The organism is Nocardioides sp. dk884 (genome assembly GCF_009557055.1).
Lineage (GTDB): Bacteria > Actinomycetota > Actinomycetes > Propionibacteriales > Nocardioidaceae > Nocardioides.
In genome coordinates, this window is record NZ_CP045649.1 from 2223856 (window position 1) to 2250628 (window position 26773).

27 protein-coding genes are annotated in these 26773 nt (G+C 73.9%); 1 reads left to right on the plus strand and 26 read right to left on the minus strand.

What is annotated here, in order from left to right; genetic code table 11:
* Positions 1–6: 6 nt before the first annotated feature.
* Together GFH29_RS10790 and GFH29_RS10795 are read right to left on the minus strand one after the other, a co-directional pair.
* Positions 7–2157, minus strand: coding sequence for a hypothetical protein (locus GFH29_RS10790; protein ID WP_153323532.1), 2151 nt, complete (start codon positions 2155–2157; stop codon positions 7–9).
* Positions 2158–2213: 56 nt separating this feature from the next.
* Entirely contained in the window at positions 2214–3152 is a 939-nt protein-coding gene (locus tag GFH29_RS10795; protein WP_228387429.1) for a DNA-3-methyladenine glycosylase family protein, read from the minus strand.
* A gap of 180 nt (positions 3153–3332) precedes the next feature.
* Here GFH29_RS10795 and GFH29_RS10800 point away from each other — a divergent pair, with 180 nt between their 5' ends.
* Complete coding sequence (locus GFH29_RS10800; RefSeq protein WP_153323534.1) at positions 3333–4118, plus strand: enoyl-CoA hydratase/isomerase family protein; 786 nt, start codon at positions 3333–3335, stop codon at positions 4116–4118.
* A gap of 45 nt (positions 4119–4163) precedes the next feature.
* Here the strand turns inward: GFH29_RS10800 and GFH29_RS10805 are convergent, their stop codons facing one another.
* The 24 genes from GFH29_RS10805 to GFH29_RS10920 form a co-directional block, all read right to left on the minus strand.
* Complete coding sequence (locus GFH29_RS10805) at positions 4164–5174, minus strand: hemolysin family protein (RefSeq protein ID WP_153323536.1); 1011 nt, start codon at positions 5172–5174, stop codon at positions 4164–4166.
* On the minus strand, positions 5174–6565 hold the full coding sequence (locus GFH29_RS10810) for a hemolysin family protein (protein ID WP_153323538.1): 1392 nt from the start codon (positions 6563–6565) through the stop codon (positions 5174–5176). Before GFH29_RS10810 ends, GFH29_RS10805 begins: the two co-directional genes overlap by 1 nt.
* 164 nt (positions 6566–6729) lie before the next feature.
* A complete protein-coding gene (locus tag GFH29_RS10815; protein WP_153323540.1) occupies positions 6730–7326 on the minus strand; it encodes a DUF664 domain-containing protein in 597 nt (198 codons plus the stop codon).
* 73 nt (positions 7327–7399) lie between these two features.
* The gene (locus GFH29_RS10820) at positions 7400–8038 is read right to left on the minus strand and encodes a DinB family protein (RefSeq protein WP_228387430.1); all 639 of its coding nucleotides are present in this window, start codon (positions 8036–8038) and stop codon (positions 7400–7402) included.
* Positions 8039–8210: 172 nt separating this feature from the next.
* Positions 8211–8609 (minus strand): carboxymuconolactone decarboxylase family protein, encoded by a 399-nt coding sequence (locus tag GFH29_RS10825; protein ID WP_228387431.1) that lies wholly within the window; start codon positions 8607–8609, stop codon positions 8211–8213.
* Positions 8606–9472 (minus strand): NAD(P)-dependent oxidoreductase, encoded by an 867-nt coding sequence (locus GFH29_RS10830; protein WP_228387432.1) that lies wholly within the window; start codon positions 9470–9472, stop codon positions 8606–8608. Before GFH29_RS10830 ends, GFH29_RS10825 begins: the two co-directional genes overlap by 4 nt.
* A complete protein-coding gene (locus GFH29_RS10835) occupies positions 9465–10211 on the minus strand; it encodes an SDR family oxidoreductase (RefSeq protein WP_153323542.1) in 747 nt (248 codons plus the stop codon). Before GFH29_RS10835 ends, GFH29_RS10830 begins: the two co-directional genes overlap by 8 nt.
* 40 nt (positions 10212–10251) lie before the next feature.
* Positions 10252–11715 (minus strand): aldehyde dehydrogenase, encoded by a 1464-nt coding sequence (locus GFH29_RS10840; RefSeq protein ID WP_153323544.1) that lies wholly within the window; start codon positions 11713–11715, stop codon positions 10252–10254.
* A complete protein-coding gene (locus GFH29_RS10845; RefSeq protein ID WP_194288926.1) occupies positions 11712–12368 on the minus strand; it encodes a nuclear transport factor 2 family protein in 657 nt (218 codons plus the stop codon). The genes GFH29_RS10840 and GFH29_RS10845 overlap by 4 nt, the downstream gene beginning before the upstream one ends.
* Positions 12361–12576, minus strand: coding sequence for a ferredoxin (locus GFH29_RS10850; protein WP_228387433.1), 216 nt, complete (start codon positions 12574–12576; stop codon positions 12361–12363). Before GFH29_RS10850 ends, GFH29_RS10845 begins: the two co-directional genes overlap by 8 nt.
* Positions 12573–13922 (minus strand): cytochrome P450, encoded by a 1350-nt coding sequence (locus tag GFH29_RS10855; protein WP_153323546.1) that lies wholly within the window; start codon positions 13920–13922, stop codon positions 12573–12575. Before GFH29_RS10855 ends, GFH29_RS10850 begins: the two co-directional genes overlap by 4 nt.
* Positions 13919–14713 carry an SDR family oxidoreductase gene (locus GFH29_RS10860; RefSeq protein WP_153323548.1) on the minus strand — a complete coding sequence of 265 codons (795 nt, stop codon included), beginning with the start codon at positions 14711–14713 and terminating at the stop codon, positions 13919–13921. The genes GFH29_RS10855 and GFH29_RS10860 overlap by 4 nt, the downstream gene beginning before the upstream one ends.
* The gene (locus tag GFH29_RS10865) at positions 14710–15963 is read right to left on the minus strand and encodes a cytochrome P450 (RefSeq protein ID WP_153323550.1); all 1254 of its coding nucleotides are present in this window, start codon (positions 15961–15963) and stop codon (positions 14710–14712) included. The genes GFH29_RS10860 and GFH29_RS10865 overlap by 4 nt, the downstream gene beginning before the upstream one ends.
* Positions 15960–16559: a TetR/AcrR family transcriptional regulator gene (locus tag GFH29_RS10870; RefSeq protein WP_153323552.1), complete on the minus strand. Its 600-nt coding sequence runs from the start codon at positions 16557–16559 to the stop codon at positions 15960–15962. Before GFH29_RS10870 ends, GFH29_RS10865 begins: the two co-directional genes overlap by 4 nt.
* An 87-nt stretch (positions 16560–16646) precedes the next feature.
* Positions 16647–17240 carry a copper resistance CopC family protein gene (locus GFH29_RS10875; protein ID WP_153325748.1) on the minus strand — a complete coding sequence of 198 codons (594 nt, stop codon included), beginning with the start codon at positions 17238–17240 and terminating at the stop codon, positions 16647–16649.
* Positions 17240–18622, minus strand: coding sequence for an alkaline phosphatase family protein (locus tag GFH29_RS10880; protein WP_153323554.1), 1383 nt, complete (start codon positions 18620–18622; stop codon positions 17240–17242). Before GFH29_RS10880 ends, GFH29_RS10875 begins: the two co-directional genes overlap by 1 nt.
* Before the next feature lie 19 nt (positions 18623–18641).
* The gene (gene eboE, locus GFH29_RS10885; RefSeq protein WP_153323556.1) at positions 18642–19838 is read right to left on the minus strand and encodes a metabolite traffic protein EboE; all 1197 of its coding nucleotides are present in this window, start codon (positions 19836–19838) and stop codon (positions 18642–18644) included.
* The gene (locus GFH29_RS10890) at positions 19838–20719 is read right to left on the minus strand and encodes a TatD family hydrolase (protein WP_153323558.1); all 882 of its coding nucleotides are present in this window, start codon (positions 20717–20719) and stop codon (positions 19838–19840) included. Before GFH29_RS10890 ends, eboE begins: the two co-directional genes overlap by 1 nt.
* Position 20720: 1 nt before the next feature.
* Complete coding sequence (locus GFH29_RS10895) at positions 20721–21359, minus strand: EboA domain-containing protein (protein WP_153323560.1); 639 nt, start codon at positions 21357–21359, stop codon at positions 20721–20723.
* Positions 21356–22225 carry a sugar phosphate isomerase/epimerase family protein gene (locus tag GFH29_RS10900; protein ID WP_153323561.1) on the minus strand — a complete coding sequence of 290 codons (870 nt, stop codon included), beginning with the start codon at positions 22223–22225 and terminating at the stop codon, positions 21356–21358. The genes GFH29_RS10895 and GFH29_RS10900 overlap by 4 nt, the downstream gene beginning before the upstream one ends.
* On the minus strand, positions 22222–23106 hold the full coding sequence (locus GFH29_RS10905) for an SCO3242 family prenyltransferase (protein WP_228387434.1): 885 nt from the start codon (positions 23104–23106) through the stop codon (positions 22222–22224). The genes GFH29_RS10900 and GFH29_RS10905 overlap by 4 nt, the downstream gene beginning before the upstream one ends.
* Positions 23103–24251: an inositol-3-phosphate synthase gene (locus GFH29_RS10910; RefSeq protein WP_153323563.1), complete on the minus strand. Its 1149-nt coding sequence runs from the start codon at positions 24249–24251 to the stop codon at positions 23103–23105. The genes GFH29_RS10905 and GFH29_RS10910 overlap by 4 nt, the downstream gene beginning before the upstream one ends.
* Before the next feature lie 40 nt (positions 24252–24291).
* Positions 24292–25683: a xylulokinase gene (xylB, locus tag GFH29_RS10915; protein WP_153323565.1), complete on the minus strand. Its 1392-nt coding sequence runs from the start codon at positions 25681–25683 to the stop codon at positions 24292–24294.
* A gap of 12 nt (positions 25684–25695) precedes the next feature.
* Positions 25696–26700 carry a sugar phosphate isomerase/epimerase family protein gene (locus tag GFH29_RS10920; protein ID WP_153323567.1) on the minus strand — a complete coding sequence of 335 codons (1005 nt, stop codon included), beginning with the start codon at positions 26698–26700 and terminating at the stop codon, positions 25696–25698.
* Between the last annotated feature and the right edge of the window lie 73 nt (positions 26701–26773).

A 26773-nucleotide genomic window follows, 5' to 3' on the forward strand; every position in this document is an offset into this window, starting at 1 on the left:
TCGCGCTCAGCCGACCCCGTTGATCTGGTCGACCGCCCCCTGGGCGTCCCCGACGTCGTAGTGGTCGATCGCCACGAAGTTGGGGATCTGGCCGCGCTCGCGCCAGCACTGCTCCAGGCGCGACAGCACCGCCTCCTCGGAGTTCACCCGCCGGGCGCTGGCGACCTTGGTGGCGAACCCGCTGAGCCAGTGGTTGACCAGGAACAGCGGCGCGGTCGCGCGGCCGCGGAACAGCTCGCAGCTGAAGTCGCTGGGACGCTCGAAGGAGTACGGCGTGTCCTGGGACCAGATCGTGGCGTCGATGATCCAGGGGTACTCCTCCCCGCCGCCGACGTTCTCGTGCAGCACGACCACCCGGTGGCCGGACTCGCCCATCTCCGCCAGCGTCGGCCACGGCTCGCCGGGCACCGGGGTGTGGACGTAGGGCAGCAGGCCCGCGTCGTCGAAGACCTTCGCGGTGTCCTCCGGGCTGACCTCGTCCTGGATGAAGAAGGTCACCACCTCGCGGGGGTTGGCCTCCAGCCACGCCTCGACCTCGGTCATCAGCGGCGTCCACGGGGTCGAGCCCAGCTCGCACAGCGCATGGCACAGGTACGGCTCCGGCTCCCCCGTCGGCTCCAGCGACAGCGCCGAGCGCACCCGCAGCGCCGACTCGACCACTGCCTCGCCATACAGCTCACGGGCCTCGGCCAGGGCCTGGTCGCGCCCGTCCTCGGCGGTGGCAGTGACGCCCTCGCGGTCGGTGGGCTGGCCGTACCAGGAGTCGATGAGGAACACCCGGACGCCGTCCTCGAGCTGCCCCATCACGCCGGTCGGCTGCTCGCCGAGGAACCAGCCTGACTCGTCGACGGCCGACATCGAGTTGTGCGTGGCGACCTGGGCGATCTCGTCGTAGCGCCGGTCGCAGAGCTCGACGTACCCGTTGCAACCGGGCTCGGGTGCGCTCGCCGCGGGGTAGGTCGTACCGGCCGGCCAGCCACCGAGGACCAGCGTCCCGGCGATCAACAGCGCCGCGAGGCCACCGGCGAGGGCCCGCAGCACCGGCCCGTGGGCACGTCCGGGGCGTGCCGACACGCGGTCGACATAGGTGATGAGCGAGCGCGCCAGCTCCAGCAGCCCGAAGAGCGTGAGGGCCACGCCCAGGGCGGCGAGCACCGCGGCGAGCATCTGGAGCGGGCGTGCGACCAGCAGCACGCCGAGCAGGACGAGCGCCGCGCCGCGCACGGCAGTGGCCCGTGGGGTCCCGGTGCCCAGCGCGAGCTCGCGGCCGCGTGCGGCGAGCGCGGCCGGCGACTGCCGCGCCTCCGGCGTGGAGACCAGGACCGTGAGGAGGGCGACCGCCCCGACGACGGCGGTGGTGCGCCACAGCGCGTCGTCGAGCTCGTCCCAGATCGCCAGCACAAGCGCCCCGGACAGGTCGTCGTCGAGCTGCGCACCGAGGACGGCGCCGGTGACGACGTTGCCGACGACCAGGAGCGCGACCACGACGAGCGCGCCCTCGCCGACCGTGCGCAGCGCGGTGTCCCAGGTGCGGCGTCGTACCAGCCCCGCGCCGGCCAGGAGCAGCACCCCGAGCAGCGGCAGCAGCCAGGACAGCAGCGAGATGGCCTGGGCGGTCTCGATCAGCTCGGCGGTGAGCTCCTGTCCGCCGAACGCCGACAGCGTGACCTCGAGGTCGTCGGGGATCTTCGCGCCCGCGTCGGGCGCGACCTCGCGCAGCGCGGTGACGAGCACGGCGGCGACGTCGGCGATGCGCAGCACCACCTGGTCCTGGTCGGTGGAGACCAGGGCGCCGTGCAGCGGCTCGAGCACCGAGCGCACCACCGGCCCGAGCGCGTCGCTCGCGATCAGCGCGCTCGCCGTGGACTCGACCAGGGGACGCAGGGCGCCCAGCTCCGGCTCGACCTCGAGGACCTGGTCGGTCAGGGCGACGCCGAGGTGCCGGGCGACCGCCGGGTCCGCGCGCACCGCGTCGGCGTGCTCGGCGAAGGCGCCGCCGTCGACGACCTCACGGTTCACGACGCCGGCGAGGACCCCGACGAAGAGGCACAGCACCCCGAGGACCGTCAGCAGCCGCACGAGCCAGCGGGCAGGCGGGCTCAGGACCGGCCGCTCGACGGGCTGCTCGAGCGGCGGCGGGTCCTCGTGTGCGGCCACGTGCGGAGCCTAGTGCGTCTCGACCGCACGGTGCGCTGCTCGACCGGCCCAGCGCCTCAGCGCCGCCGGACCTGGGCGGGCAGGTGGGTGCGGGGTGCCATCCGGGGTCCGTGGCGGGGCCGACGCAGCCCGGCGACGACCAGCAGCAGCGGCACCCGTCCGCGCTGGGGGCGCCAGGGCTCGAGGAACACCTCGAGCTCGGCGTCGTCGAACGGGGTGCCGGTCAGCGCCCAGCCGACGTCCTTGGCCACGTGGTAGTCGCCGAAGGACACCGCATCGGGGTCGCCGTGCGCACGCTGGCGCACCTCCGCACTGGTCCAGACGCCGATGCCCGGGAGGGATCGCAGCCGGCGATCCACCTCCTCGCCCGGCAGGCCGACCGTGCGCTCGAGGGCCTCCGCGACCCGGGCGGCCGTCACGATCGCACGCGAGCGGGCGCCGTCGACGTGCATCTGCAGCCAGGCCCACGACGGGACGCGGCGCAGCGCTTCGGCACCCGGCTGGACGCGCAGCCGGCGGTCGGCGCCGGGGCCAGGCGCCGGCTCGCCGTAGCGCTGGACCAGCATCCGGAAGCCGGCGAACGCCTCCTGGCCGGTCACCTTCTGCTCGAGCACCGCCGGCACCAGGGCCTCGAGCACCAGTCCGGTGCGCCCGAGGCGCAGGTGCGGGTGGCGCCGCCACGCCTCCTCCAGCACCGGGTGCCGGGGCTCGAAGCCGCGCCAGTCGTCGCTGTCCCCGAGCAGGTCCGGGACCGAGGCCAGGGCCCAGTCGGCCCCCGGGCCCCAGGCCCGCGCGTGGATCTCGCCGAGGTCGCGGCGCGCGTGCAGGACCAGGGTCGCCGGGCCCTCCGGCGTACCGATCCCGCGCCAGTGGCGGCCCGCCTCGTCCACCTGGTAGGTCGGGTCCCCCGGCCCGCGGCGCAGCGCGCGCATCGTCTGCGGGGTGGCCGGCCACGACGGGCGCCACACCCGCTCGCGGGCGGTGGAGGTGCTCACCCCTCGACGCTAACCCGCCCCGCCGACAGGTGGTCGTCGGGGCCGATCACGGCGACGCGATGACCCGGTCCCGGGCTGGTCGGCTGACGGCGGTGTTCTGCGGTCACCGGCTGGCAGCTGCGCACCGCTGTCTCGCCCGTCGAGCCCCGGATACCTGCAACACGTTCTAGTCTGCGACACATGACGCTGCAGATCTCCGACCACCGGCGGGTGCGCACCCTCGTGCTCGACCGTCCCGAGGCCCTCAACGCCTTCGACGAGGCCTTGTACGACGCGACCGCGGAGGCACTGCTGGATGCGGCGGCGGATCCGGGGGTCGCCGTGGTGCTGCTGACGGGGGCGGGCCGCGGGTTCAGCGCGGGCACCGACCTGCGCGAGATGCACGCGCGGGCGACCGACCCGGGGTTCGTGCCGGGCAAGCACGGGTTCGTGGGGCTGCTGGACGCCCTCGTGGAGTTCCCCAAGCCGCTGGTGTGCGCGGTCAACGGGATCGGGATCGGCATCGGGGCGACGATCCTCGGCTTCGCCGATCTCGCGTTCATGGCGAGCACCGCGCGGCTGAAGTGCCCGTTCACCTCGCTGGGCGTGGCGCCCGAGGCGGCGTCGTCCTACCTCTTCCCGCGGCTCGTCGGGCGCCAGGACGCCGCCTGGATGCTGATGTCCTCGGAGTGGATCGGCGCGGCCCAGGCGCGCGAGATGGGCCTGGTGTGGCGGGTCTGCGAGCCCGACGACCTGCTCGGCGAGGCGACCCGGCACGCCGAGGTGCTCGCCGCTCGCCCGATCTCGAGCCTCGTCGCGGTCAAGCGCACGATGACCGCGCCCCTGCGCGCCCACGTCGACGCGGCCCGCGAGCGGGAGAACGCCGCGTTCGCCGAGCTCATGGGCGGCCCTGCCAACCTCGAGGCGCTGACCGCCTTCGCCGAGGGCCGCGAGGCCGACTTCACCGCCCTGCCGCCCGGCTGGTGACCACGAAGGCGGTCACCAGCCGGGCGGCGAGAGCAGCAGGCACATTCAGGCGGCCGGCACGTGCGGGAACAGCTGGCGCAGCAGGTCGGTGATCGTCACGACGCCGACCACGTCGCCCGCGTCCTCGACCAGCACCAGGTGGCTGCTGTCGCGACGCATCCGCGCGAGGGCGTCGTACACAGTCATCGTCGCGGCGAACCGCGCCGTGGGACGCACGAGCTCCTCGAACGAGTCGTGCTCAGCCAGCGCCAGCGTGTCGCGCACGTGCACCGCGCTCTCGACGCGGCCGTTGGGCTCGGCGACCAGGATCCGCAGGTGCCCGGAGGCGCGGGAGGCCTCCTGCACCTGGGCGACGGTGCCCGAGCGGGGCACCGAGACCACCGGCGCCGGGCGCACGATGTCGGCCAGGGTCATGGTCTGCAGCTCCAGCGCGCCCGAGAGCTGCGCGGAGTAGCTCGCGTCCAGCGCACCCACGTTGGCGGAGTGCTCGACCAGCTGTCGCAGCGCCGCCGGGTCCTGGCCGGTGGAGACCGTGTCGGAGGCGTCCACGCCGACCCGGCGCAGACACCAGTTCGCGGCCTCGTTGAGCCCGCGCAGCAGCGGACGGGTCGTCCACATGAACGCCCGCATCGGGATCGCGAGCATGATCGCGGAGCGCTCGGGGTGGGCGATCGCCCACGACTTCGGGGCCATCTCGCCCACGACCAGGTGCAGGAAGGTCACGATGATCAGCGCCAGCACGAAGCCGGCCACGTCGGCGACCCAGGAGGCCATCCCCCAGTCCGCGAACAGCGGGGTCAGCCAGTGGTGCACGGCCGGCTTGGTGATCGCACCCAGGGCCAGGGTGCAGACAGTGATGCCGAGCTGGGAGCCGGCCAGGAGCAGCGTGAGCTCCGAGGAGCTGCGCAGCGCGGCGCGGGCCGAGCGGCTGGTCGTGGCGGCGTCCTCGAGACGGTGCCGGCGGGCCGCGATCAGGGCGAACTCGACCGCGACGAAGAAGGCGCTCAGCGCGATGATGGCGACGGTGGCGAGGGCCACCACCCAGGGGCTCTCCATCAGGAACGGCCCTCCTCGACCAGGTGTGCGAAGCCGGTCGCGAGCGTGAGCCGCACCGACGCCGGGATGTGGTCCTCGACCTCGAGGACCTCGAAACGAGCAAGGACCGGCTCGGGGTCCTCGCTCTCGGCGTAGCCGCCGGGGTCGAGCGGCAGCTCGACGGTGATCACCTCGCCGACCTCGGGGAACCGGCCGTGGTGCTCGATGAGCAGGCCGGCGACCGTCTCGTAGTCGCCCTCGGGCAGGTCGTGGCCGACCGCCCGCTCCACCTCGTCGACGTGCTGGCTGCCGGCCAGCGTCCAGCCGGAGGAGGCGTCGGAGGCGAGGTCGGCGGCCAGCGCGAGCTCGGCGTGCTCGTCGTGCTCGTCGGTGATCTCGCCGACCAGCTCCTCGGCCAGGTCCTCGACGGTGAGGATGCCGTCGAAGCTGCCGTGCTCGTCGAGCACGCAGGCGAGCTGGTTGCGGGTGCGCGAGAGCTCGCGTACGGCGTCGGGCAGGCGCATCGCGGTCGGGAGCATGAGCGGGGTCCGGGCCAGGTCGCCCACGCTGCTGCCCGCGGCGTCGCCCTCGAACTCGAGCACGTCGATGAGGTGGACGACGCCGACGACCCGGTCGTCGTCGAGCACGGGGTAGCGCGAGTGGCCGCCGGCCATCTCGGCCCGCAGGTCCGCCACGCTCATGTCGGTCTCGACGGTGTCCACGCGCACGCGCGGGACCATCGCGTGCGCGACGTTCTGGTCGGGGAAGTCCAGCACCCGGTCCAGCAGCATCGACAGCTCCTCGGGCAGGTCACCGGCCGCCCGGGACTCCGCGACGATGTGCTCGAGGTCGCGCGCGGTCGCGGAGTGCTCGACGTCGTGGACCGGCTCGATGCGCAGCGCGCGCAGCAGCAGGTTGGAGGACTGGTCGAAGACCCAGATCACCCAGCCGGCCACCTTGAGGTAGAGCAGCGTCGAGGTGGCCAGGCTGCGCGCCACCGGCTCGGGGCGAGCGATCGCGAGGTTCTTGGGGAACAGCTCGCCGAAGACCATCTGGATGCCGGTCGACAACAGCAGCGCCAGCACGGTGCCGACGCCGACGCCGACGGCGGTCGGTACGCCGACCCCGCCGAGCATCTCGCCGAGCGCGGAGCCCACGAGCGGCTCGGCGACGTAGCCGACGAGCAGTCCGGTGACGGTGATGCCGAGCTGGGCGCCGGACAGCATGAAGGAGGTGCGCCCGGTGACCTGCAGGGCCCGCCGGGCGACCGGGTCACCGGTGGCGGCGTGCGCCTTCAGCCGCGAGCGGTCGACCGCCATGTAGGCGAACTCCTGGGCGACGAAGTAGCCGGTGACGGCGGTGATCAGCGTGATCACGAGGATGCCGAGCAGCAGGGACAACAGCGGTGTCATCGCCGGGCCCCCTCATGCGTCGTGCGAGGGGCAAGGACCGCGGGGCCGGGCGGGACCGGATGTTGAACGTCCATGGCTCTTTCAGTCGAGGGACCTGTCTCCGGTGCCAACGTGCGGCCCGGTCGCCGGGTTCCCGGCGCCCAGGCCCGCTGCTGCGGTCGTCCTCACACGAGCCAGGCACCCCCGGTCCCGGAGGGCCGCCAGTGGTGGGGCGGGTCCTCACCGGTGCGGCCGTCGACCGCCTCCCGGAGCAGGTCGGCGTGGCCGGTGTGGCGGCCGTACTCCTCGATCAGGTCGCACACCAGCCGGCGCAGGTTGACCGTCTCGCCCCACTGCTCACCGATCGCGGCGGGCCTGTCGAGGCCGCCGTCGGCCAGGGCGGCGCTCAACAACTCGCGGGAGCGGGCGACGGCGGCGTCGTACTGGGCGTAGAGCGCGGCGGCGCTGTCGTCGGCGGCGCTGCGGAAGTCCCAGTCGGGGTCGGCGTCCCAGTCATGGGACTCCCACGGCTCCCCCGGCGCCATGCCGAGCATCTTCCACGGCACGTGGGTCGCCTCGACCGCGGCGAGGTGCTTGAGCAGCCCGCCCAGGGTGAGCGCCGAGCTGCCGATCCCGGCGTTCAGGCCCGCCGAGTCGAGCCCGTCGGTCTTCCAGCGGAACGTCGCGCGGAGCCGGTCGAGCGCCGCCAGCAGCTGTTCGGCCTCGGCGCCGGCGTACGGCGGCTCCCACGGCGGGGTGGACTCCGGGTGGTCGGTGGTCATGGCTGCTCCTGACGTGGGATGAGTGCGGCGAGGTCGCGCTCGGCGAACTGGCGGTGCCACCACTCCTCGTTGATCACGATGTCGAGGGCGTGCGCGACCGGGACCTGCTCCCCCGCCGGCGGCCACCCGGGTCCCTCGGGGACCGTGCGGACCTCGGCGAGGGCGTCGTCGGCGAGCCCGTCGAGCGCCTGGTGGATCCAGGACTGTCGCGAGGACCGCAGCGCCACCACCTCGTCGAGACCGGGCCGCGCGTCGCGGTCGGCGGGGACGCCGGGGTCGGCGGCATCTGCTCCCACGGCAGCGACAGCGGGTGCCACGGGGAGGGGACGCCCTGCACCACCCGCCCGATCCAGCTCTCGGTGGCGAACACGAGGTGGCGCAGCGTGTCGGTGAAGGACCACTCGTCGTCGACCCGCTCGTGCAGCAGCGCCGCGTCGAGCCCGCGGGCTCGATCGACGGTGTCGGACCACAGCTGCTCCAGCAGCGTGAACGCCTCCTGGTAGCCCGCGACAGTGGTCGGTCGCAGCCGGGCGCGCTCGGGGTGGCGCCGGTCGAGCTCGGCGGTGACCAGCGGCACCACGTCGACGCCGTTGACCTCGAGGCGGTCGAACTCGCCGGTGATCTCCAGGTGCTCGGCGACCACGCCGACGAAGCGCGTGCCGCTCAGGTCGACGTCGCGGATCGTCGCTCCGCGCAGCTGCTCCTCGTCCATCCGTCGACGGTAGACCCGGGCGCCGACATCCGACTCGCCTGGACGGGGGAGGTATGGGGGTGGGCTCGGGGTGCGCGTATCTCAGCAATTGCGCCGAAAACCACCTGTCCCCGGCCGAATCCGGTGCTTTTCCCAGCAATTGCGCGGAAAAGCACCGACCCCCGACCCCGACCTACACCTCGCGGGCCCGGGCCTTCTTCTCGGCCTTCGCGATCGTGTCCTCGACGATCGCGTTGACCCGCGAGCCCATCGGCCAGCCGGCGTAGTGGCACAGCAGGATGACGATCTCGCGCAGCTCGGTCGCGTCGAGCTCGCCGGCGGCGTACGCCGCGGGGATCTGGATGGTCAGCACGTCCTGGCCGCCGGAGCCGGCGAGCAGGCCGATCAGCAGCAGCCGCCGGTCCCGGTCGGAGAGCCCGGGGCGGTTCCAGATGTCGGCGAAGAGATGGTCGGCGGTGTAGCGGAAGAAGTCGCCGTCCCCGTCGCTCATGTCGAAGCCGTAGACCTGCTCCATCCGCTCCAGCCCGCGCCGGCGGGTCTCGGGGAGGTCGTCGAACTTGCCGGTGCTCACAGCCCAAGTCCCTTCGCGAGGTCGGCGCGCGCCCGGCGCGCGAGCGGTACGTCGACCCCGAGCTCGTCGGCGAGGTCGAGGGCGAAGCCGAGGTCCTTCTCCCCCAGCGCGACCACGTGGGACATCACGCCGTGCCAGAAGTCGCCGGGCTCGATCGGGGCCGTCGTGTCGCGGTGCATGATCGCGCCGGGGCCCCCGGTGATCGCGTCGGTGTGGCGCACCACCTCGCCGAGGTCCCTCAGCGACAGCCCGGCGGCCTCCGCCAGCCGCTGCGCCTCCGTGGCCGCGGTGAACGCCACGAAGTGCATCAGGTTGCGCGCCAGCTTGAAGCGGGTCCCGGCTCCGACCGGTCCCGCGTGCACGACCTTCGAGCCCATCACCTCCAGCGCTGGACGCGCCGCCTCGAACGCCTCGTCGGTCCCGCCGAGGAGGATCGCCAAGGTGCCGTCGGCGGCCCCCATCGCCCCGCCGCTCACCGGCGCGTCCAGCAGTCGTACGCCGTGGGGCGCGGCGAGGTCCGCGAGCGCCGCGGGCGTCTGCGGGGCCACGGTCGAGTGCACCACCACCGTCCGGGGCCCGGGCGCGGCGGCCAGCACCTGGTCGAGCACGTCGCGGACCTGCGCGTCGTCGCGGACCATCACGCACACCACGTCGGCGGCACGGGCGAGCCCGGCCACGTCGTCGGCCACCTTCGCGCCGGCCGCGGCCAGCTCGGCGAGCGGCTCCGGCGCGACGTCGTACACCACCAGCGCGAGGTCGGAGGCGGCCAGCCGCAGCGCCATCGGCTTGCCGATGTTGCCCAGCCCGACGAAGCCGACGACCGGCGCGCGCCCCATCATCTGCTCAGCCGTCACCTCAGCCACGGAAGGTCTGCCCGCCGTCGACGGCCAGGATCTGGCCGGTCACCCACGACGACTCCTCCGACAACAGGAAGACGCACGCGCCGACCATGTCGGCCGGCTGGCCCATCCGCTTGATCGCCATCGCCTTGACCAGCTCCTCGGCGGCCCCGCCCGCCTGGGTGCGCGTCGCCGCGGTGTCGGTGGGGCCCGGGGCGATCGCGTTGACCCGGATGCCCATCCCGCCGAGCTCGTGGGCGAGCTGCTGGGTGAGCCCGTTGATCCCGACCTTCGCCAGCCCGTAGAAGCCGGAGTAGAGGTAGGCGGCCGTCGAGCTCTGGTTGACGATCGCGCCGCCGCCGCGGCGGCGCAGGTGCGGGTAAAGCGCGCGGGTCATCACGAGCGCGCCGTCCATGTTCACCGACATGAACTTCCGGTAGTAGTCCCAGTCCACGCTGATCAGCAGGTCGAACTGCATGTCGCCGTAGATCGCGGCGTTGTTGACCAGCCCGTCGATCCCGCCGAGCTCGGCGACGGTGCGCTCGCCGAGCGCGGCCGCGGACTCGTGGGAGGAGACGTCGGTGCGCACGAAGATCGCCCGCCCGCCGTTCTCCTCGATCCCGGCGGCGACCTTCTCCCCCGCCTCCTCGTGGAGGTCGGCGACCACGACGGCGGCGCCCTCGGCGGCGATCGCGCGGGCGTAGGCCTCGCCGATCCCCTGCGCGGCCCCGGTGACGACGACGACCTTGTCCTGCAGACGCATGGTGTTCCTCTCGAAGCGGTGGTGAGCGGTGGGCGCGGCGTCAGGCCGGGAAGGCGAGGGTCTTGGTCTCGAGGTACTCCTCGAAGCCGGCGACCCCCATCTCCCGGCCGATGCCGGACTGCTTGTAGCCGCCGAACGGCGCGTCCGGGCTGAACCAGACCCCGCCGTTGACCGCCAGGGTGCCGGTGCGGATGCGGTTCGCGACGGCTGTCGCGCGCTCCAGCGACGCGGAGTCGACGGAGCCGGACAGGCCGTAGACGGAGTCGTTGGCGATGCGCACCGCGTCGTCGTCGCCGTCGTGGGCGAGCACGACCAGCACCGGCCCGAAGATCTCCTCCTGCGCGACCCGCGCGGAGCTGTCCAGCCCGGCGACGACCGTGGGCTGCACCCAGTGGCCGGGCTGGTCGATCACCGCGCCCCCGGTCGCGAACACCCCGCCCTCCTGCTCGGCGAGGCGCAGGTAGGCCTCGACCCGGTCGCGCTGGGCCGCGGAGATCACCGGCCCGCAGATGGCGCCGGGGTCGGCGGGATCCTTGGCCCCGATCGACTCCATCGTCGCCGCGGCCACCTGCACGGCCTCGTCATACCGGTCCCGCGGGACGAGGAGCCGGGTCGTGATCGCGCAGCCCTGGCCCGCGTGGATGCAGGTGGTGAACGCCGCGGCGCCGGCGACTGCGGCGACGTCGGCGTCGTCCAGGGCGATCGCCGCGGACTTGCCGCCGAGCTCGAGGAAGACCCTCTTCAGCGTCGGCGCCGCCGCGGCCATGATCGCGCGCCCGGTCGCGGTGGATCCGGTGAACGACACCATGTCGACGCGGGGGTCGGTGCTCAGCACCGCGGCCACGTCGTTGGAGCGCGGCGTGACGACGTTGAAGACGCCCGGCGGGATGTCGGTGTGCTCGGCGACCAGGCGGCCCAGCTCCGCGGCGACCCAGGGGGTGTCCGGGGCGGGCTTGAGCACCACTGTGCACCCGGCGGCGAGGGCGGGGCCCACCTTGGCCAGGTTGATCTGGGTGGGCACGTTCCACGGCGTGATGGCCGCGACCACGCCGACCGGCTCGCGGCGTACGGTGCGCCGCGAGGCGATGCCCATCGGCTTCGCGACCCCCAGGTCGGTCTCGAAGTCGTAGCTCTCCAGCAGGTCGGTGACCCACGCCAGCCCGGCCACCGGTACGTCGAACCCGGCCGCGCCCATCATGAAGCCGGGCATGCCGACCTCGGCGGTGGTGAGCGCCGTGAACGCCTCGGCGTGGTCGAGCAGCGCGGCGTGCAGCTGGCGCAGGCAGCGCACCCGCAGCGCCACGTCGTGGGGCCACGCGCTCTCGTCGAAGGCCCGACGGGCCGCGGCGATCGCGGCGTCCACGTCGGCGATGGTGGAGTCCGGCGCCACCCCGATCTCCGCGCCGTTCGCCGGGTTGTGGATCGGGTACGTCGCGCCGTCGGAGGCCCCCGACAGCTTGCCGTCGACGAGCTGCTGGGCCGGCGGCGTGCTCAGCCCGCTCACGCGGACGGCTCCGCGGCGGCAGATCCGGCGGGCGACGGTGCCGGCGGCTGGGCCAGGTAGCGCCCCTCCTCGACCGGCGGCGGCCACACGGTGGAGGGCAGGTCGGCGTGCCGGTAGTGGCCGGGCACCTCCAGGCCGGTGACCTTCATCCGCTCCGTCAGCGTCTCGGGCGCCTTGCCGGACTTGAGGATCTCGATGAACGTGTGCGCGGTCGAGGGCATGTCGAACCAGTCGCGCTGCCAGGCGATCTTGACCAGGCCGTCGTCGGGTCCGCCCACCTGGCGCTCGACGCCGAACCAGCTGCCGCCGAGGCCGCGGATCTCGAACTCCTGCCCGGTGCGGTCGTCGACGATGCCCGAGCGCTGCTTCCAGAAGCCGACGATCATGCCCTTGCGCTCGTCGATGACCGCGCACTGGTAGTCGTAGCGCCAGCCGTCGAAGCCGTCCATCTCGATGCCGATCGCCCAGTCGCGGATCTGCTCACGCCCGACGGCCATGAAGTGCTCGTCGACGGAGTACATCCAGCCGTACGTCGCGTCCAGGGCGAACGACTCCGCGAGCACCCGCCAGTCCCCGGTGCGCTCGGCCTCGCGGTTCACCTCCAGCCAGGACTCCCAGAACTCCTCGATCTCGGCACGGGTCAGCTCACTCATGGTTCTCCTCCTCGATGGCCAGCGCCATCGCTGGGCAGTAGGTGACCGCGGCCGCGACCTGCGGGCGCAGCGGCTCAGGCGGGTGCTCGTCGAGCACGGTGACCAGGTCGGCGTCCGCGTCGAAGCCGAACACGTCCGGCGCCTCGCCCTGGCACATCTGGTGGCCCTGGCACAGGTCCAGGTCCGCGACGACCCGCACCGTGCTCACCCGTCCCCGGTGGGGCGAGACCGGCGGCGGTAGCGCACCCGGCACGGCTGCTCGAGCTGGATCACCATCTTGGAGACGTCGTCGCGGTAGTCCTCGCTGGGCTGGGCCATCTCGAACTCGTAGTCGCGCAGGATCACCGAGAAGATCGCCTTCATCTGCATCATCGCGAAGGCCGAGCCCACGCAGCGGTGCTTGCCGGCGCCGAACGGGATCCAGGTCCAGCGGTTGACCAGGTCCTCCTGGCGCGGGTCGAGGTAGCGGCCCGGGTCGAAGCGCTGCGGATCCGGGAAGTCGGTGCCGATCCGGTTGGAGACCTTGGGCGAGGCCGCGACGGTGACGCCCGCCGGGATCGTGTGCCCGGCCAGCTCGATCTCCTCGCGGGCCACCCGCATCAAGATGATCAGCGGCGGGTGCAGGCGCAGCGTCTCCTTCAGCGCCGCCTCGAGGCGCGGGATCGAGCGCAGCGCCTGGAAGGAGACCTCCGCGCCGTCGGCGTACAGCTCGTCGAGCTCGGCGACCACGCCGCTCATCACGTCGGGGTGGCGCAGCAGCTCGATGAGCGCCCACGCCGCGGTGCCGGAGCTGGTGTGGTGGCCGGCGAACATCATCGAGATGAAGATCCCGGTGATGTAGTCGGCGTCCATCCCGACCGCGATGAGCACGTCGAGGAGGTCGCGCTCCTCCTTGGCCACGGTGCCGCGCTCCACCCGCTTGTCGATGATGCCCTGCACCAGCTCGACCAGCTGCTCGCGGGCAGCGTCGCGGACCCGGAAGGACTCGATGTCGGCGTAGGCGTCGACGTAGGCCAGCGCGTCGGTGCCGCGCTCGAGGTCGTGGTAGTGGTGGGCGAAGCGGGCGTCGAGCTCCTCGCGGAACGGCTTGCCGATCAAGCAGGCCGAGGTGGTGTAGATCGTCAGCTCGGCGAACCAGTCGAGCAGGTCGATCTCGCCCTCCTCGCCCCACTCGGCGACCATCCGGGTGATCTCGGCCTCGATGGTGGCGGCGTGCCCGCGCATCATGTCCCCGCGCAGGGCCTGGTTCTTCAGCATCTGCTGGCGCTCCTCCGGGGAGGCGTCGAAGACGACGCCCTTGCCGAAGATCGGCGTCATGAAGGGGTACGCCGCGGCCTGGTCGAGGGTCTGGTCGGGTGCGCGGAAGAACTGCTCGTTGGCCTGCGCGCCGCTGACCAGCACCACGTCGCGGTCGGCGAGGCGGAACCGGCCGATGTCGCCGCACTCGGCGCGGACCCTGTCGAAGAGCGCGATCGGGTCGACGCGCATCTCGGCGAGGTGCCCGTGCCCGTCGTCGGGAACGACGTAGGAGACCTCGGGAATCTGCTGGGTCATGACTTCTCCGGCTTCGCGATCGGGGCCTCGGGCGAGACCTCGATGAGGTTGAGGTGGACGCCGCGCGGGGCGCTGACGACCGTGGTGATCGCGTCGGCGATCGCCGAGGGCTTCATGAAGTGCGGGTGCCGAGCCAGCCCGAAGCGGACCCACTGGTTGAGCACGAACGCCGCCTGGTCGACGTCCCAGTCGGTGCCCATCTCGCTCCAGGTCGGGCCGGGGCGCACGATGCTGGCCCGCACGCCGGTGCCCTCGAGCTCCATCTGCAAGGCATGGGCCATCCCCTCCAGCCCCCACTTGCCGGCGGCGTAGGAGGACATGAAGGGGCGGGCCTTGACGGCGACGTCGGAGGAGACGAAGACGAAGTCGCCGCGCTGGCGCTCGACCATGCCGGGCACGTACGCGCGCACCAGCCGCTGGGCGCCGGTGAGGTTGAGGTCGATCTCCCCCCCGAACCGCTCCGGGTCGACCTCCCAGATCGTGCCGGGCGCGACCGCGCCGGCGTTGCTGATCACCACCTCGACGTCGCCGAGGTCGGCAGCGACCGCCTTGGCGAACGCCTCGACGGACTCGCCGTCGGTGAGGTCGAGGGGGTGCGCGACCGCCTCACCCCCGGCGTCGCGGATCGCGGTGGCCACCTCCTCGCACTTCTCCCGACGCCGCGCGCCGAGCGCGACCGGGTGTCCGGCCGCGGCGAGGGCGAGCGCGGTGGCCGCGCCGATCCCGGAGGAGGCACCAGTGACGACGGCGGGCCGACGGGCGGGCTGGGCGTACCTGTCGCGCCCGCTCATCGGGACTCCAGCCGCACCGGCACCGAGGCGAAGCCGCGGACGTTGACCGAGTGCACCCGCGTGCTCGCGGCGTGGTCGACCTCGACGCGGCGTACGGCGCGGACCAGCTCGCGCAGCGCGATCTGGGCCTCCAGGCGGGCCAGGTTGGCGCCGAGGCAGAAGTGCCGGCCGCCGCCGAAGCTGAGCAGCTGGGCGACCTCGGCCTTGTCGCGGAACAGGTCGAAGCGGTCCGGGTCGGCGAAGACCCGGTCGTCGCGGTTGGCCGAGCCGAGCACGAGCAGCAGCTTGGCGCCGGCGGGTGCGGTGCGCCCGTGCAGCGTCACGTCGGCGAGCAGGTGGCGCGCGACCATCTGGCTGGAGGTGTCGTAGCGCAGCGTCTCCTCGATCCACGGCGAGACCAGCTGCTCGCCGGCCGCGGCGTCGGCGAAGACCGCCGCCTCCTGCTCGGGGTGGCGGGTCAGGTGGAACACCGCGTGCCCGAGCAGCTTGGTGGTGGTCTCGTTGCCGGCCACGACCATCAAGAAGAGGAAGGCGATGATCTCCTCCTCGCTGAGCCGGTCGCCGTCGATCTCCGCGGCGATCAACGCGCTGGTGAGGTCCTCGGTGGGACGGCGGCGGCGCTGGTCGACCATCTCGGCGTAGTAGGCGACCAGGTGGAGGCTGGCCTCCATGCCCGCCTGGGGGACGTCGTTGATCCCCGGCTCGCGGTGCACCACGAGGTCGGCGAGGCGGCGCAGCTCGGCGCGGTCGGCCTCGGGCACGCCCATCATCTCGGAGATGACGTCCATCGGGAGGCGGCCGGCGAAGTCGTGGATCCAGTCCACGCCCTCCCCGTCACGCGCCCGCTCCAGGCACGCGCCGAGGTAGAGCGCGGTGAGCCGCTCGATCTGTGGCGTCAGCTCGGTGACCCGGCGCGGGGTGAACCCCTTGGAGACCAGCGAGCGCAGCCGGGTCTGGCGCGGCGGGTCCATGCCGAGGAACGACATCACCCGGTGTGCGTCCGGTCCCCAGGCCGACTTGTCGATGGAGACGCCCATCGCGTTGGAGTAGACCCCCTCGCTGCGTACGGCGTGCTGGACGTCGGCGTGCCGGGTCAGCACCCACAGGTCGAGGTCGGGGTTGTGGTGCAGCGGGTCCTCGTCGCGACAGCGGCGGTAGACCGGATAGGGATCGGCCTGGAAGGCGTAGTCGTAGGGGTCGAAGACGATCGGCCCGGAGACCGTCGCGGCGTCCGTGGTGAGCGTGCTCATCGGGTGTGGCCCTTCATGATCACGGCGACCACCGCATCGAGGCGGTCGGCGAGCTCGGCGTAGGTCAGCAGCCCCATGCCGGTCTGCAGCAGGGCGCCGGAGAACGACAGGGTGAGGGTGTCCAGCACCGCCTCGTCGACGGGTACGGCGTCCGCCGGCGCCAGGGCGGCGCGGAAGCGGCGCACGAACTCACCGCCGATGCGCAGCCGCAGCCGGTCCACGTCGGGGTCGGTGCCGAGCAGCGCCGGGGTGACGGCCGCGGCAAGCTCGGGGGCGGCGGCCAGCCGCTCGGAGAGTCCGCGGGTGACCGCGCGGAGCCGGGCGACGACGTCGGTCTCCCCGGGCAGCCACGGGTCCGCCGGGTCCTCGACCAGGTAGCGCCAGAACAGCTCGGCGAACAGGTGGTGCTTGGAGGCCAGGTAGGTGTACGCCGTGGCCGGCGAGACTCCCGCCCGGGCCGCCACGGTGCGGATCGTGAGCGCCTCGGCGCCGACCGCGCGCAGCTCCTCGGAGCCCGCGGCCAGGAGCCGCTCGACGGTCTCGGACTGGCGGGGGTTCACGCCGCGCCGCGTGATGTTGGACACCTGACTGGACACGTGTCCAACCTAGAACGCGTTCTCGTCGGCGCGCAAGGGTTTGCGCGCACCGGTGCAGTCGGGGCTGTCCCGCGCGCGGCAGCAGGCTCAGGGCCCGCTCGCCCGCCGCCTGCGCACGAGCACCGACCCACCCACGCCCAGGACGACCAGGCCGGCGGCGAGCAGGAGTGGGCTCGGCTGCTCCCAGAGCCGGGGCCCGGTGGCGTCGCTACCGTCCGGCCCGCTTGCCGCGGGCGCCTGCGCCGCGAGCGGGCCCACCTCGAAGCGCACCTCGCCGCTGATCTCGTGGCCGTCGGCGGCCACCACGTCGTAGACCATCACGTAGTCCCCGTCAGGGCCCGCCCAGAGGTTCTGGCGTACGTCGGCCTCGGCCAGGGTCGCCTCGCCGTTGACCACGTCGCCGTCCGGCCCGGTCACGGTGAGCTCGTGGACCTCGAGGATCGGGCTGGTGAAACTCAGCACCGCCCGCGACGGGAGCGTCTCGACCAGGCTCGCCTCCGCCGGGTCGGAGGAGACGAGCGAGGCGTGGGCCGCGGCCGGCGGCGCGGGCGCCCCGCCCAACCAGACCACCAGCCAGACCAGCAACCAGACCGCCAGCACCAGGGGTGGCAGCACAAGCGCCCGGAACAGCGGGGACAGGGCGGCGCCGTCGTGGTCGGTGGCGGAGATGACGAGGCCCATCACGCCACCGGTGCCGTGGAGCCCACGCCGACCAGGTCGAGGAGGAGGTCGCGCACCCCGGTGGCCGCGAGGCGCTCGCCCAACACCCCGGGCCGGTCGCACAGCACCATCGGCCCCTCCTCGTCGCGCAAGGGCAGACGCCCGTGCGTCCCGCGGACCGGTGCCGGGTCGAGGGGCACCACCTTCATCGCGTAGCGCAGCCCCACCGTCTTGCGCGCGAGCGTGAGCGCTGCTCGGGCCTTGACCAGGCGGTCAGCGGGGTCGAAGAACAGCTCGGCGGGGTCGTAGCCGGGCTTGCGGTGGATCTCCACGCCGCGGGCGAAGTCCGGGGCCCGGTCGTCGTCGTCCCAGTAGTAGTAGGTGAACCACGCCGTCGGCTCCGCGACCAGCACCAGCTCACCGGCCCGCTCGTGGTCGAGGCCCACCTGGGCCTGACCGCCGCGGTCCAGCACCTCGGCGACGCCCGGCAGGCCAGCGCACACCGCCCGCACCCGCTCGAGGTCGGCGGGGTCGGCGACGTACACGTGGGCGACCTGGTGGTCAGCGACCGCGAAGGCACGCGAGGCCCACGGGTCGAGGTACTCCATCTCGTCCTGCGTGTAGACCTCCAGCAGGCCCTCCGCACGCAGCACCCGGTTGACGTCGACCGGGGTGTCGGCCCGGGTGATGCCGTACTCCGACAGCACCACCACCCGCGCCCCGCACCGCTCGGCGTCGTCGAGCAGCGGCGCGAGCGCCCTGTCGACGTCGGCGGCCGCCCGGGTCGCCTCGGGTGTGCCGGGACCGTAGCGCTGGAGGTCGTAGTCCAGGTGCGGGAGGTAGGCGAGCGTCAGGTCGGCCCGCGGCATGAGGCGCCGCGCCGCCCCCACGATCCACTCCGTCGAGCGCAGGGACGCCGTGGGTCCCCAGTACTGGAAGAGCGGGAACTCGCCGAGCTCCTCGCGCAGCTCGTGGTGCAGCTGCGGCGGCCGGGCGTAGAAGTCGGGCGCCTTCTTGCCGTCGGCGTAGTAGATGGGACGGGGCGTGACCGTCCAGTCCGTCGAGGCGCCCATGGCGTACCACCAGCAGACGTTGGCGACCGTGTAGCCCGGGACGTGGCGGCGGATCGTCTCCCAGACCTTCTCCCCCTGCACCAGCCGGTTGTGCTGGCGCCACAGGAAGACCTCGCCGAGGTCGCGGAAGAACCAGCCGTTGCCGACGATGCCGTGCCCGGCCGGCGGGAGTCCGGTGAGGAAGGTCGACTGCATGCTGCAGGTGACGGCCGGGAGCAGCGGGTCGAGCGCCGCCGACGAGCCGGTGTCCGCCAGCCTCCGCAGCCGGGGCATGTGCTGGAGCAGGTCGGGCGTGAGGCCGACGACGTCGGCGACGAGCAGCTTGTCCATGAGGTCCTCCGCGGGGTGGTCAGATCGGGGTCAGGCCGAGGCCCACCAGCTCGGCGTGCACCCAGGCGAGCTCGGCCGCGAGACCCGCGGCCAGCGCGTCGTCGTCGGCGGGCGGGCCGCCGGGCAGCACCGACCAGGTGTAGGTCTCGACCTCGAGGTGCGCGACCCGGGCGGTGGGGCCGCCGAGGAGCGCGGCCAGGGAGGCCCGCAGCTCCGCGCGTCCGGTGCGCAGCGGTGGTCGTGGGTCGGCGTGCACCGGCACGTGGAAGTGCACGCGCCACGGCGCGTCCACGGCCAGCGGGTCAGGGCCGTCGAGCGCCTCGGGCAGGTCGTCCCGCGCGGCAAGGGGGCGCCCGTCGGGGCGGGCCTGGCGCACCTGGTGCAGGAACCGGTCCTCGGCGTACGACGCGAGGGCGGTGCGCGCCGCCCGGTCGGCGGGGTCGTCGACCACGAGCGCGGACGCCGGCTGGGCCTTGACCACCCGCAGGCCTGCCTCGTCCAGCAGCTTGAGCGCCCGATCCGCGTCGTCGAAACCGACGGCGAGGTGGCACAGGTCGAGGCAGACGCCGATCCGGTCGCGGTCGACCTCGGCCAACCGGTCGACGGCCTCCTCCACTGTCTCGACCACACACCCGGGCTCGGGCTCCAGGCCGACCACGACGCGGCGACCGGTCGCGTCCTCGATCTCGGCGAGCCCTCGGGCGAGCCCGGCGAGCTGGGCCTCGGCCCGGTGCTGGTCCTCGCCGCTCCACGGCGTACGCCACGCGAACGGCAGCGAGGAGATCGAGCCGTGGTCGGCGTCGTCAGGCAGCAGGCCGGCCAGCACCCGGGCCGCCCCCAGGGTGTAGTCGAGACGCTCCGTGGAGGCCCAGGTCGGCAGGTAGACCGAGTGCTTGACCACCGCGCCCTGGAAGGCTGCGAACGGGAAGGCGTTCACGGTGACGACCTCGACCCCGTGCTCGGCCAGCCGGTCGCGGATCCGTCGTACGCCGGCGGGGTCGGCGGCGAGGCGGTGTGCCGCCGCCGCGGGCAGCCAGAGCCCGAGCCCCACGCACGCGGACGCGCCGGGGACCTCCGGCCGCTGCGCGAGGGCCCGGCGGATGCGCCCGCCCATCCCCACCGCCTGCGCGACAAGGCCGTCGACGTCCTCGGCGGGCAGCACGTTGGTGCCGTACCCGAGGTGGACGACCGTGCCGTCCGGGTGCCGCAACCGCATCAGCCGACCCGCTCGCCGCGCAGCACCGAGTTCCCCTCGAACGTCGATGCGGCGTCCGCGGCGGGGGCGCGGGTATCGGCATCGTCGTCGGGCAGCAGCAGCCGCCCGCTCTGCGCGAAGAACTCCACGGGGTTGCGCCACAGCACCCGGTCGACGTCGTCGTCGCTGAACCCGGCGGCGAGCATGGCCTCGCCGGTGGCGCGCGTCAGCAGCGGGTCGCTGCGACCCCAGTCGGCGGCCGAGTTCACCAGCACCCGCTCGGTCCCACGCTCCTGGAGGATGCGGACCATGCGGTCCGGGTCCATCTTGGTCTCCGGGTAGATGGAGAACCCCATCCAGCAGCCCCGCTCGTCCACCGGCGCGACGGTGCGTTCGTTGAGGTGGTCGACCACGACCATGCCGGGGTCGACGCCGGCCTCCTCCACCAGGTCGAGGGTGCGCCGGGTGCCGCCCTCCTTGTCCCGGTGCGGGGTGTGCACCATGGCCGGCAGCCCGAACTCGACGGCCAGGCCGAGCTGGTGGCGGAAGGAGTCCTCCTCCGCGGCCGTCATCGAGTCGAAGCCGATCTCGCCGACGGCGACCACGCCGTCCTTGTCGAGGTAGCGGGGCAGCACGTCGAGGACCGCTGTGCAGCGGGGGTCGTTGGCCTCCTTCGGGTTGAGCGCGATCGTGCAGTGGTGGGTGATCCCGAACTGGGCGGCCCGGAACCGCTCCCAGCCCACCAACGCGTCGAAGTAGTCGGTGAACGAGCCGACGCTCGTGCGCGGCTGCCCCAGCCAGAACGACGGCTCGACCAGGGCCCGGACACCGGCCGCGTGCATCCGTTCGTAGTCGTCGGTCGTGCGCGAGCTCATGTGGATGTGGGGATCGAAGATACGCATGTCAGCCCTCCGGGTCGGTGGTCGAGGCGGTCGCGGCGAGCAGTCGGACGGCGTCGTCGGGCACCGGGCGGCCGGCGGCCTCCCGCTCGTCGGCGTAGCGGCGGACCATGGCCGCCAGCTCGGCGTCGGTGCGGTCGGCGAGCCGGTCCACGGCGCTCAGCGGGACCCCGACGAAGAGGCACTTCAAGACGCCGTGGCGCCAGTCGTGCGGAGCGAGGCGGTCGGCGTGCGGTCCCATCGCGGCGGCCACCAGACGCACGTCGTTGGTGCGCAGCGCGTCGAGCAACAGGCTCGACGCGTCGATGCGCGGCTCGGCGAGGACGCCGAGTGCGAGGACGACCGCCCGCTTCTCGTCGGCGTCGCCGTGGCGGTAGAGGTCACCCAGCTCCGCCAGGAGGGTCTCGGGATCGAGACGGGCGGCAGCCGCGCCGACCAGCTCGACGCGGACGGCGTCCTCGACGCGGTGGTGGTCGTCGAGGACTCCCCGCGCGGTACGCCGGGCGGCGCCGGGGAACAGCCGGCCGAGCCTCAGGGGGTCGTCGGCCAGGGTGGCGAGCATGTCCTCGAGGCCGCAGACGGCGTCGGCGCCGAGGGCGGCGCGCAGCCGCTCCGGCGCGACGAGCGGGTGGACGAGGGTCATCGGGCACCTCCGGGGACGTGGGCGTCGGCGCCGATGCGCGCCAGGGACTCCTGCAGCGCCGCCATCGACGACCGGGCGACCGCGGGCGCGGCGTGGGAGTGGCGGGGCAGCTCGACGCAGGCGAGCCCGGCGTACCCCGTGTCGAGGAGCGCCGCGAGGACCGCGTCGAGGTCGAGCTCGCCGGTGCCGAGCTCCAGGTGCTCGTGCACGTCGCGGACCATGTCGTCGACCTGCACGTTCGCCACCAGCGGTCCCGCGTGGCGCACCGTGGCGGCGGGCGGGCGCGGCTCGTTGCACACCAGGTGCCCGAGGTCGAGGGTGACCCGCAGGTGCTCGGGGTGCCCGAGCCGGGCGCGCAGCTCGAGCACGTCGTCGAGGGTCGCGAGGAACATCCCTGGCTCCGGTTCCACGCACACCGTGACCCCGAGGGCGGCGGCGTCGTCGAGCACCGGCCCGAGACCGTCGAGCACCCGGGCCCACAGCTGGGCGGTCCCGACGTCCGAGGGAGCGGTGCCCGACCAGCACGACATCGCCTCGGAGCCGAGCTCGAAGGCGATCCGCACCGCCCGGCGCAGCAGGTCGACCCGCCGTTCGCGACCGGCGCTGCTGACCAGGGTGGGCTCGTGCTTGTGCCACGGGTCCAGCACGTAGCGCGAGCCGGTCTCGACGACCGAGGCGAGCCCGTGGGTCTCGAGACAGCGGCGGGCGTGGCTGACCTGCCCGGTGAGGTCGCCGAAGGGGTCGAAGTGCGGCTGGTCGAGGGTGAGGCCGACGCCGGTGTAGCCGAGGCCGGCGACCACGGCGCACGCATCGGCGAGGCGGTGGCCCGCGAAGCCGTTCAGCCCGTAGCCGAGACGAAGCGTCATGTCGGGCTCACCGTCCGGGCGGCCCGGCGCAGCAGCGGGCCCGCGCAGGCGACCATCAGGGCGCCCGCGATGCGTCCCCGCGCGGTGAGCCACGCCGCCTGGAGGAGGGTCAGCCCGCCGATGCCGGCGGCAGTGGCGGCCCGCACCCGGGCGGCGTCGTCGGGGTCCGCGACGGCGCGCGCCTGGGCCCCGCCGACGACGGCGGCGTACACGCTCGCGAGCCCCGCGGCCGCGCAGCGATCTGCCGCGCTCGCCGCCGGGTCGCGCCACGTCGTCGTCAGCAGCACGCCGGCCGCGGCCCCGGTGCCCATCAGCGCCGCGAGCGCCGCTCCCGGCTCGGCGCCGTGGACCTCGCCGCGGCTGAGAAGCGTGATCCCGGCCGTGTGCACCGCGACCGACGCCGCGGGCGCGACCGCGGCGCCCGGAGCGGCGGCCGCCCCCAGGAGCACGTCGAGACCGCGGGTCGCGGCCATCACCAGCGGGCCGGCGGGCGAGTCCTTGGCGAGCACGTCGTAGGTCACGACGAGGAGGGCGAGCGGCACGCTGATCCGCAGCGCGCGGCGCCCGCCCACGACGGCGGTCACGGCGAGTCCCGCCGCGCCGAGCGCCCCCGCCAGGGCGAGAGCGGTCCGCGCCGGCACCCGGCCCGACGGGATCACCCGCTCGGGACGCTCGACGGCGTCGACCTCCCGGTCGGCCCAGTCGTTGAGGGCCATCCCGGACCAGTAGAGGAGGGTGGACCCCAGCGGCATCAGCGCGCCGCTGCTCGCCGGCGGTGCCGCAGACCAGGCCGCCCCGGACCAGGCGTCGCCGGGCACGGTCAGCGCCGCGGGCAGCCGCACGAGCGCCGCGAGGTCGCGGGCGGCGGGCAGCCCGCTCACCGGTCCAGCCCCTGGCGCCAGGCCACGAGGTCGCGCCACTGCTCGGCGAGCCGGTGCTCGGTGCCGCCCACCGGGTCCTTGAAGAAGAACGCGAGCTCGGGCAGCGCCCCGGACCGTCCGGCCGCGTGCGCCGCGGAGACCAGGCGCGCCAGGTCCAGCACGAGCGGCGCCGCCAGGGCCGAGTCGCAGCCCTGCCAGGTGAACTGCAGGGTCATCCGGGTGCCGAGGAAGCCGTCGAACCGCACGTGGTCCCACGCGGTCTTCCACTCCCCGAGGTCCTCGATCTGGTCGATGTGCATCGGGCCGGGGACCGGGTGGCCGACCATGGCGTCCAGGCCACTGCGTTTGGCCGACGTCTTGCTACGTGCGGTCTCGGGGTCGGCCAGCGTCGCCCCGTCGCCGCCGCCGAGGAGGTTGACCGAGGCCCAGGAGCGCAGCTCCAGCGCCCGGGCGGCGAACATCGGGGCGAGCGCCGACTTCACCAGCGTCTCCCCGGTCTTGCCGTCGCACCCGGCGTACGGCAGCCCGCTGCGCGCGGCCGCCTCGACCACGACCGGCAGCCGCAGGCAGGGACTCGGGGTGAACGCGACGTACGACACGCCGGCCTCGAAGGCCGCGAGGGCGTAGACCGCCGCGCCCGGCAGCGGGTCCTCGAGGCTGCGCAGGCTCTCGGGGTCGGCGACCGGTGGCTGCGTGCTGGCCACGTCGACGACCACCACCCGGGCCAGGTCGTGGTGCTCGCGGAACGCCACGAGGTCCGCGGCGAGCCTCCGGACCGCCACGGCGACGGGCTCCTCCCCTGCCACGTAGCCGGGTCGCACGTCGGCGTCGATCGCGGCGAGCTCGGCGGCCACGGCCCCGACGAGCGCGGCCGGCAGCACGCCGCCGCTGGCCAGCGCCTCGGCCTTCTTGGCCAGGGACGGCGAGACGACGTCGTGGCCGCCGAAGACCAGGCTGTCCAGGGCCGGGAGGCCCTCGGAGCCGAGCTCGGGCAGCTCGGTGACCATGCCGGTGGTGGGTGCGAGCCCGTGGCGCATCCCCAGTGCACCGACGACCGCCGTGGTCGCGACCGAGCCGTGGGCGCCCACGAACCACACCCCCGTGCGTGCCGGTCGGTCGTGCGTGCTGCTCTGGTCGCTCGTCATCTGCTGTACCTCGCGTCCTGGTGGGGGGTGGGGGGCTAACTCAGGTCCGCTCGCGCAGGCACGCGTACGCCGCCCGCACGGCGGCACCGCGCTCGCGCTCCTCCTCAGCCGGGGGCGGTCGCTCCTCGAGCCCGCTGCGCGGCCACGTCGGCGGGGCGCCGGTGCCGGCCAGCGCCCAGGCGGCCTGTCGGGCGGCGCCCAGCGCGACGTACTCCCCAGGCGCGGGGAAGGCCACCGCCCGGCCCAGCACCGCGGGTGCCAGGGCACGGAGGGCGGCGCTGCGGGTGGCCCCGCCGACCAGGAGCACACGGGAGGGCTCGACCCCGGACGCGGCGACCAGCCGGTCGACGGCGTCCGCCAGCCCGCAGAGCAGCGCTTCGAAGGCCGCGCGTGCCAGGTCGGACCGGGTCGTCGCGGGCGTGAGGCCGTGCCAGACGCCGACCGCGTCGGGACGGTCGGGCGTGCGCTCGCCGCCGTAGTAGGGCAGCACGGTGAGCCCGCCCGAGCCCCAGTCAGCCGAGAGCGCGAGGCGGGCGAGCTCGCCGTGGTCGACGCCGAGCCAGCGCGCCTGCAGGTCCAGGATCCCGGCGGCGTTCATGGTGGTGACCATCGGCAGGAAGCCGGTGCCGGCGTCCGCGAAGCCCGTCACCGTGCCGGTGCCGTCGGCCACCGGGTCTCGGCTCAGCGCCGAGGCGACGCCGCTGGTGCCGATCGAGACCAGGACGTCGCCGGGCGCGAGCGCCATGCCGAGCGCCCCGCCCATGTTGTCCCCCGTGCCGGCCGCCAGCACCGCCCCGGCGCGCGTGTGGGCGGCGACGGCGCCGCCCGGCACCACCTCGGGCACGGCCGCCTCGTGGCCCAGGGCCGCCTTCAGCAGGTCGGGACGCCACCGGCCGTGGGCGGTGTCGAAGTAGCCGGTCCCCGAGGCGTCGCCGCGGTCGGTGAACGACCGGGTGCCCGGGGCGGCGAGGTGACGGGACACGTAGTCGTGCGGGAGCAGCACCTCCGCGACCCGCCCGGCGGCCGCGGGCTCGTGGTCGCGGAGCCAGCGCAGCTTGGTGGAGGTGAACGAGGCGACGAGCACGCTGCCCACCGCCTCGGCGCAGGCCTGTCCCCCACCCATCTCGGCGACCAGGTCGCGGGCGGCGGCGGCCGAGCGCACGTCGTTCCACAGCAGGGCGTCGCGCACCGGCTCGCCGTCGAGGTCGAGGGCGACCATGCCGTGCTGCTGGCCCGCCACCGACACCGCGGCCGCCCGCTCCAGCAGCGGCCTCACGGCTGCGTCGCACGCCGCGAGCCACGCGCGGGGGTCGACCTCGGTCCCGGGCGGGTGGGCGGCCGCCCGGGACTCCACCACGGTGCCGTCGTCGGCGTCGACGAGCACCACCTTGGTGGACTGGGTCGAGGAGTCGATGCCCAGCACGAGGGTCACGTCACGACCACCTCACGACGCCGAGAAGGCGGCGTCGAAAGCGGCCGACGGCGGGTCGAAGGCGAGGCGTCGGACGAACTCCAGCGCCTCCGGAGCGCCGACGAGGCGGTCCATGCCGGCGTCCTCCCACTCCACCGAGATCGGGCCGTCGTAGCCGATCGTGTTGAGCATCCGGAACGACGCCTCCCAGGGCACGTCGCCGTGCCCGGTGGACACGAAGTCCCAGCCCCGGCGGGGGTCGGCCCAGGGCAGGTGCGAGCCCAGCCGGCCGTTGCGGCCGTTGCCGACCTGGCGCTTCGCGTCCTTGCAGTCGACGTGGTAGATCCGGTCCCTGAAGTCCCACATGAACCCGACCGGGTCGAGGTCCTGCCACACGAAGTGGGAGGGGTCCCAGTTGAGGCCGAACGCCTCGCGGTGCCCGATCGCGTCCAGCGTGGCGACGGTCGTCCAGTAGTCGTAGGCGATCTCGGAGGGGTGCACCTCGTGGGCGAAGCGGACCCCGCACTCGTCGAAGACGTCGAGGATGGGGTTCCACCGGTCGGCGAAGTCGCGGTACCCCGCGGCGACCATGTCCTCGGTGGCCGGCGGGAACATCGCGACGTACTTCCAGATCGACGAACCGGTGAAGCCGATGACCGTGTCGACGCCGAGCCGCTGCGCCGTCCGGGCGGTCAGCTTCATCTCCTCGGCCGCGCGCTGCCGCACGCCCTCGGGGTCGCCGTCGCCCCAGACCTGGGCCGGGAGGATCGCCTGGTGGCGGCCGTCGATGGGGTCGTCGCAGACGGCCTGGCCCTTGAGGTGGTTGGAGATGGCCCAGGTCTTGAGGCCGTACTTCTCCAGCAGGTCGAGCTTGCCCTGCACGTAGGCGTCGTCCTCGGCAGCCTGCCAGGGGTCGAGGTGGTCGCCCCAGCACGCGATCTCGAGGCCGTCGTAGCCCCACTCGGAGGCGAGGCGACAGACCTCCTCGAACGGCAGGTCGGCCCACTGGCCGGTGAACAGGGTGATGGGGCGTGGCATGGGTGGCTCCTCTATCTCACGGGCGGGGCATCGGTCGGTTGCGGAAAGCTGACGGACGTGGTGCGGGCGGCGC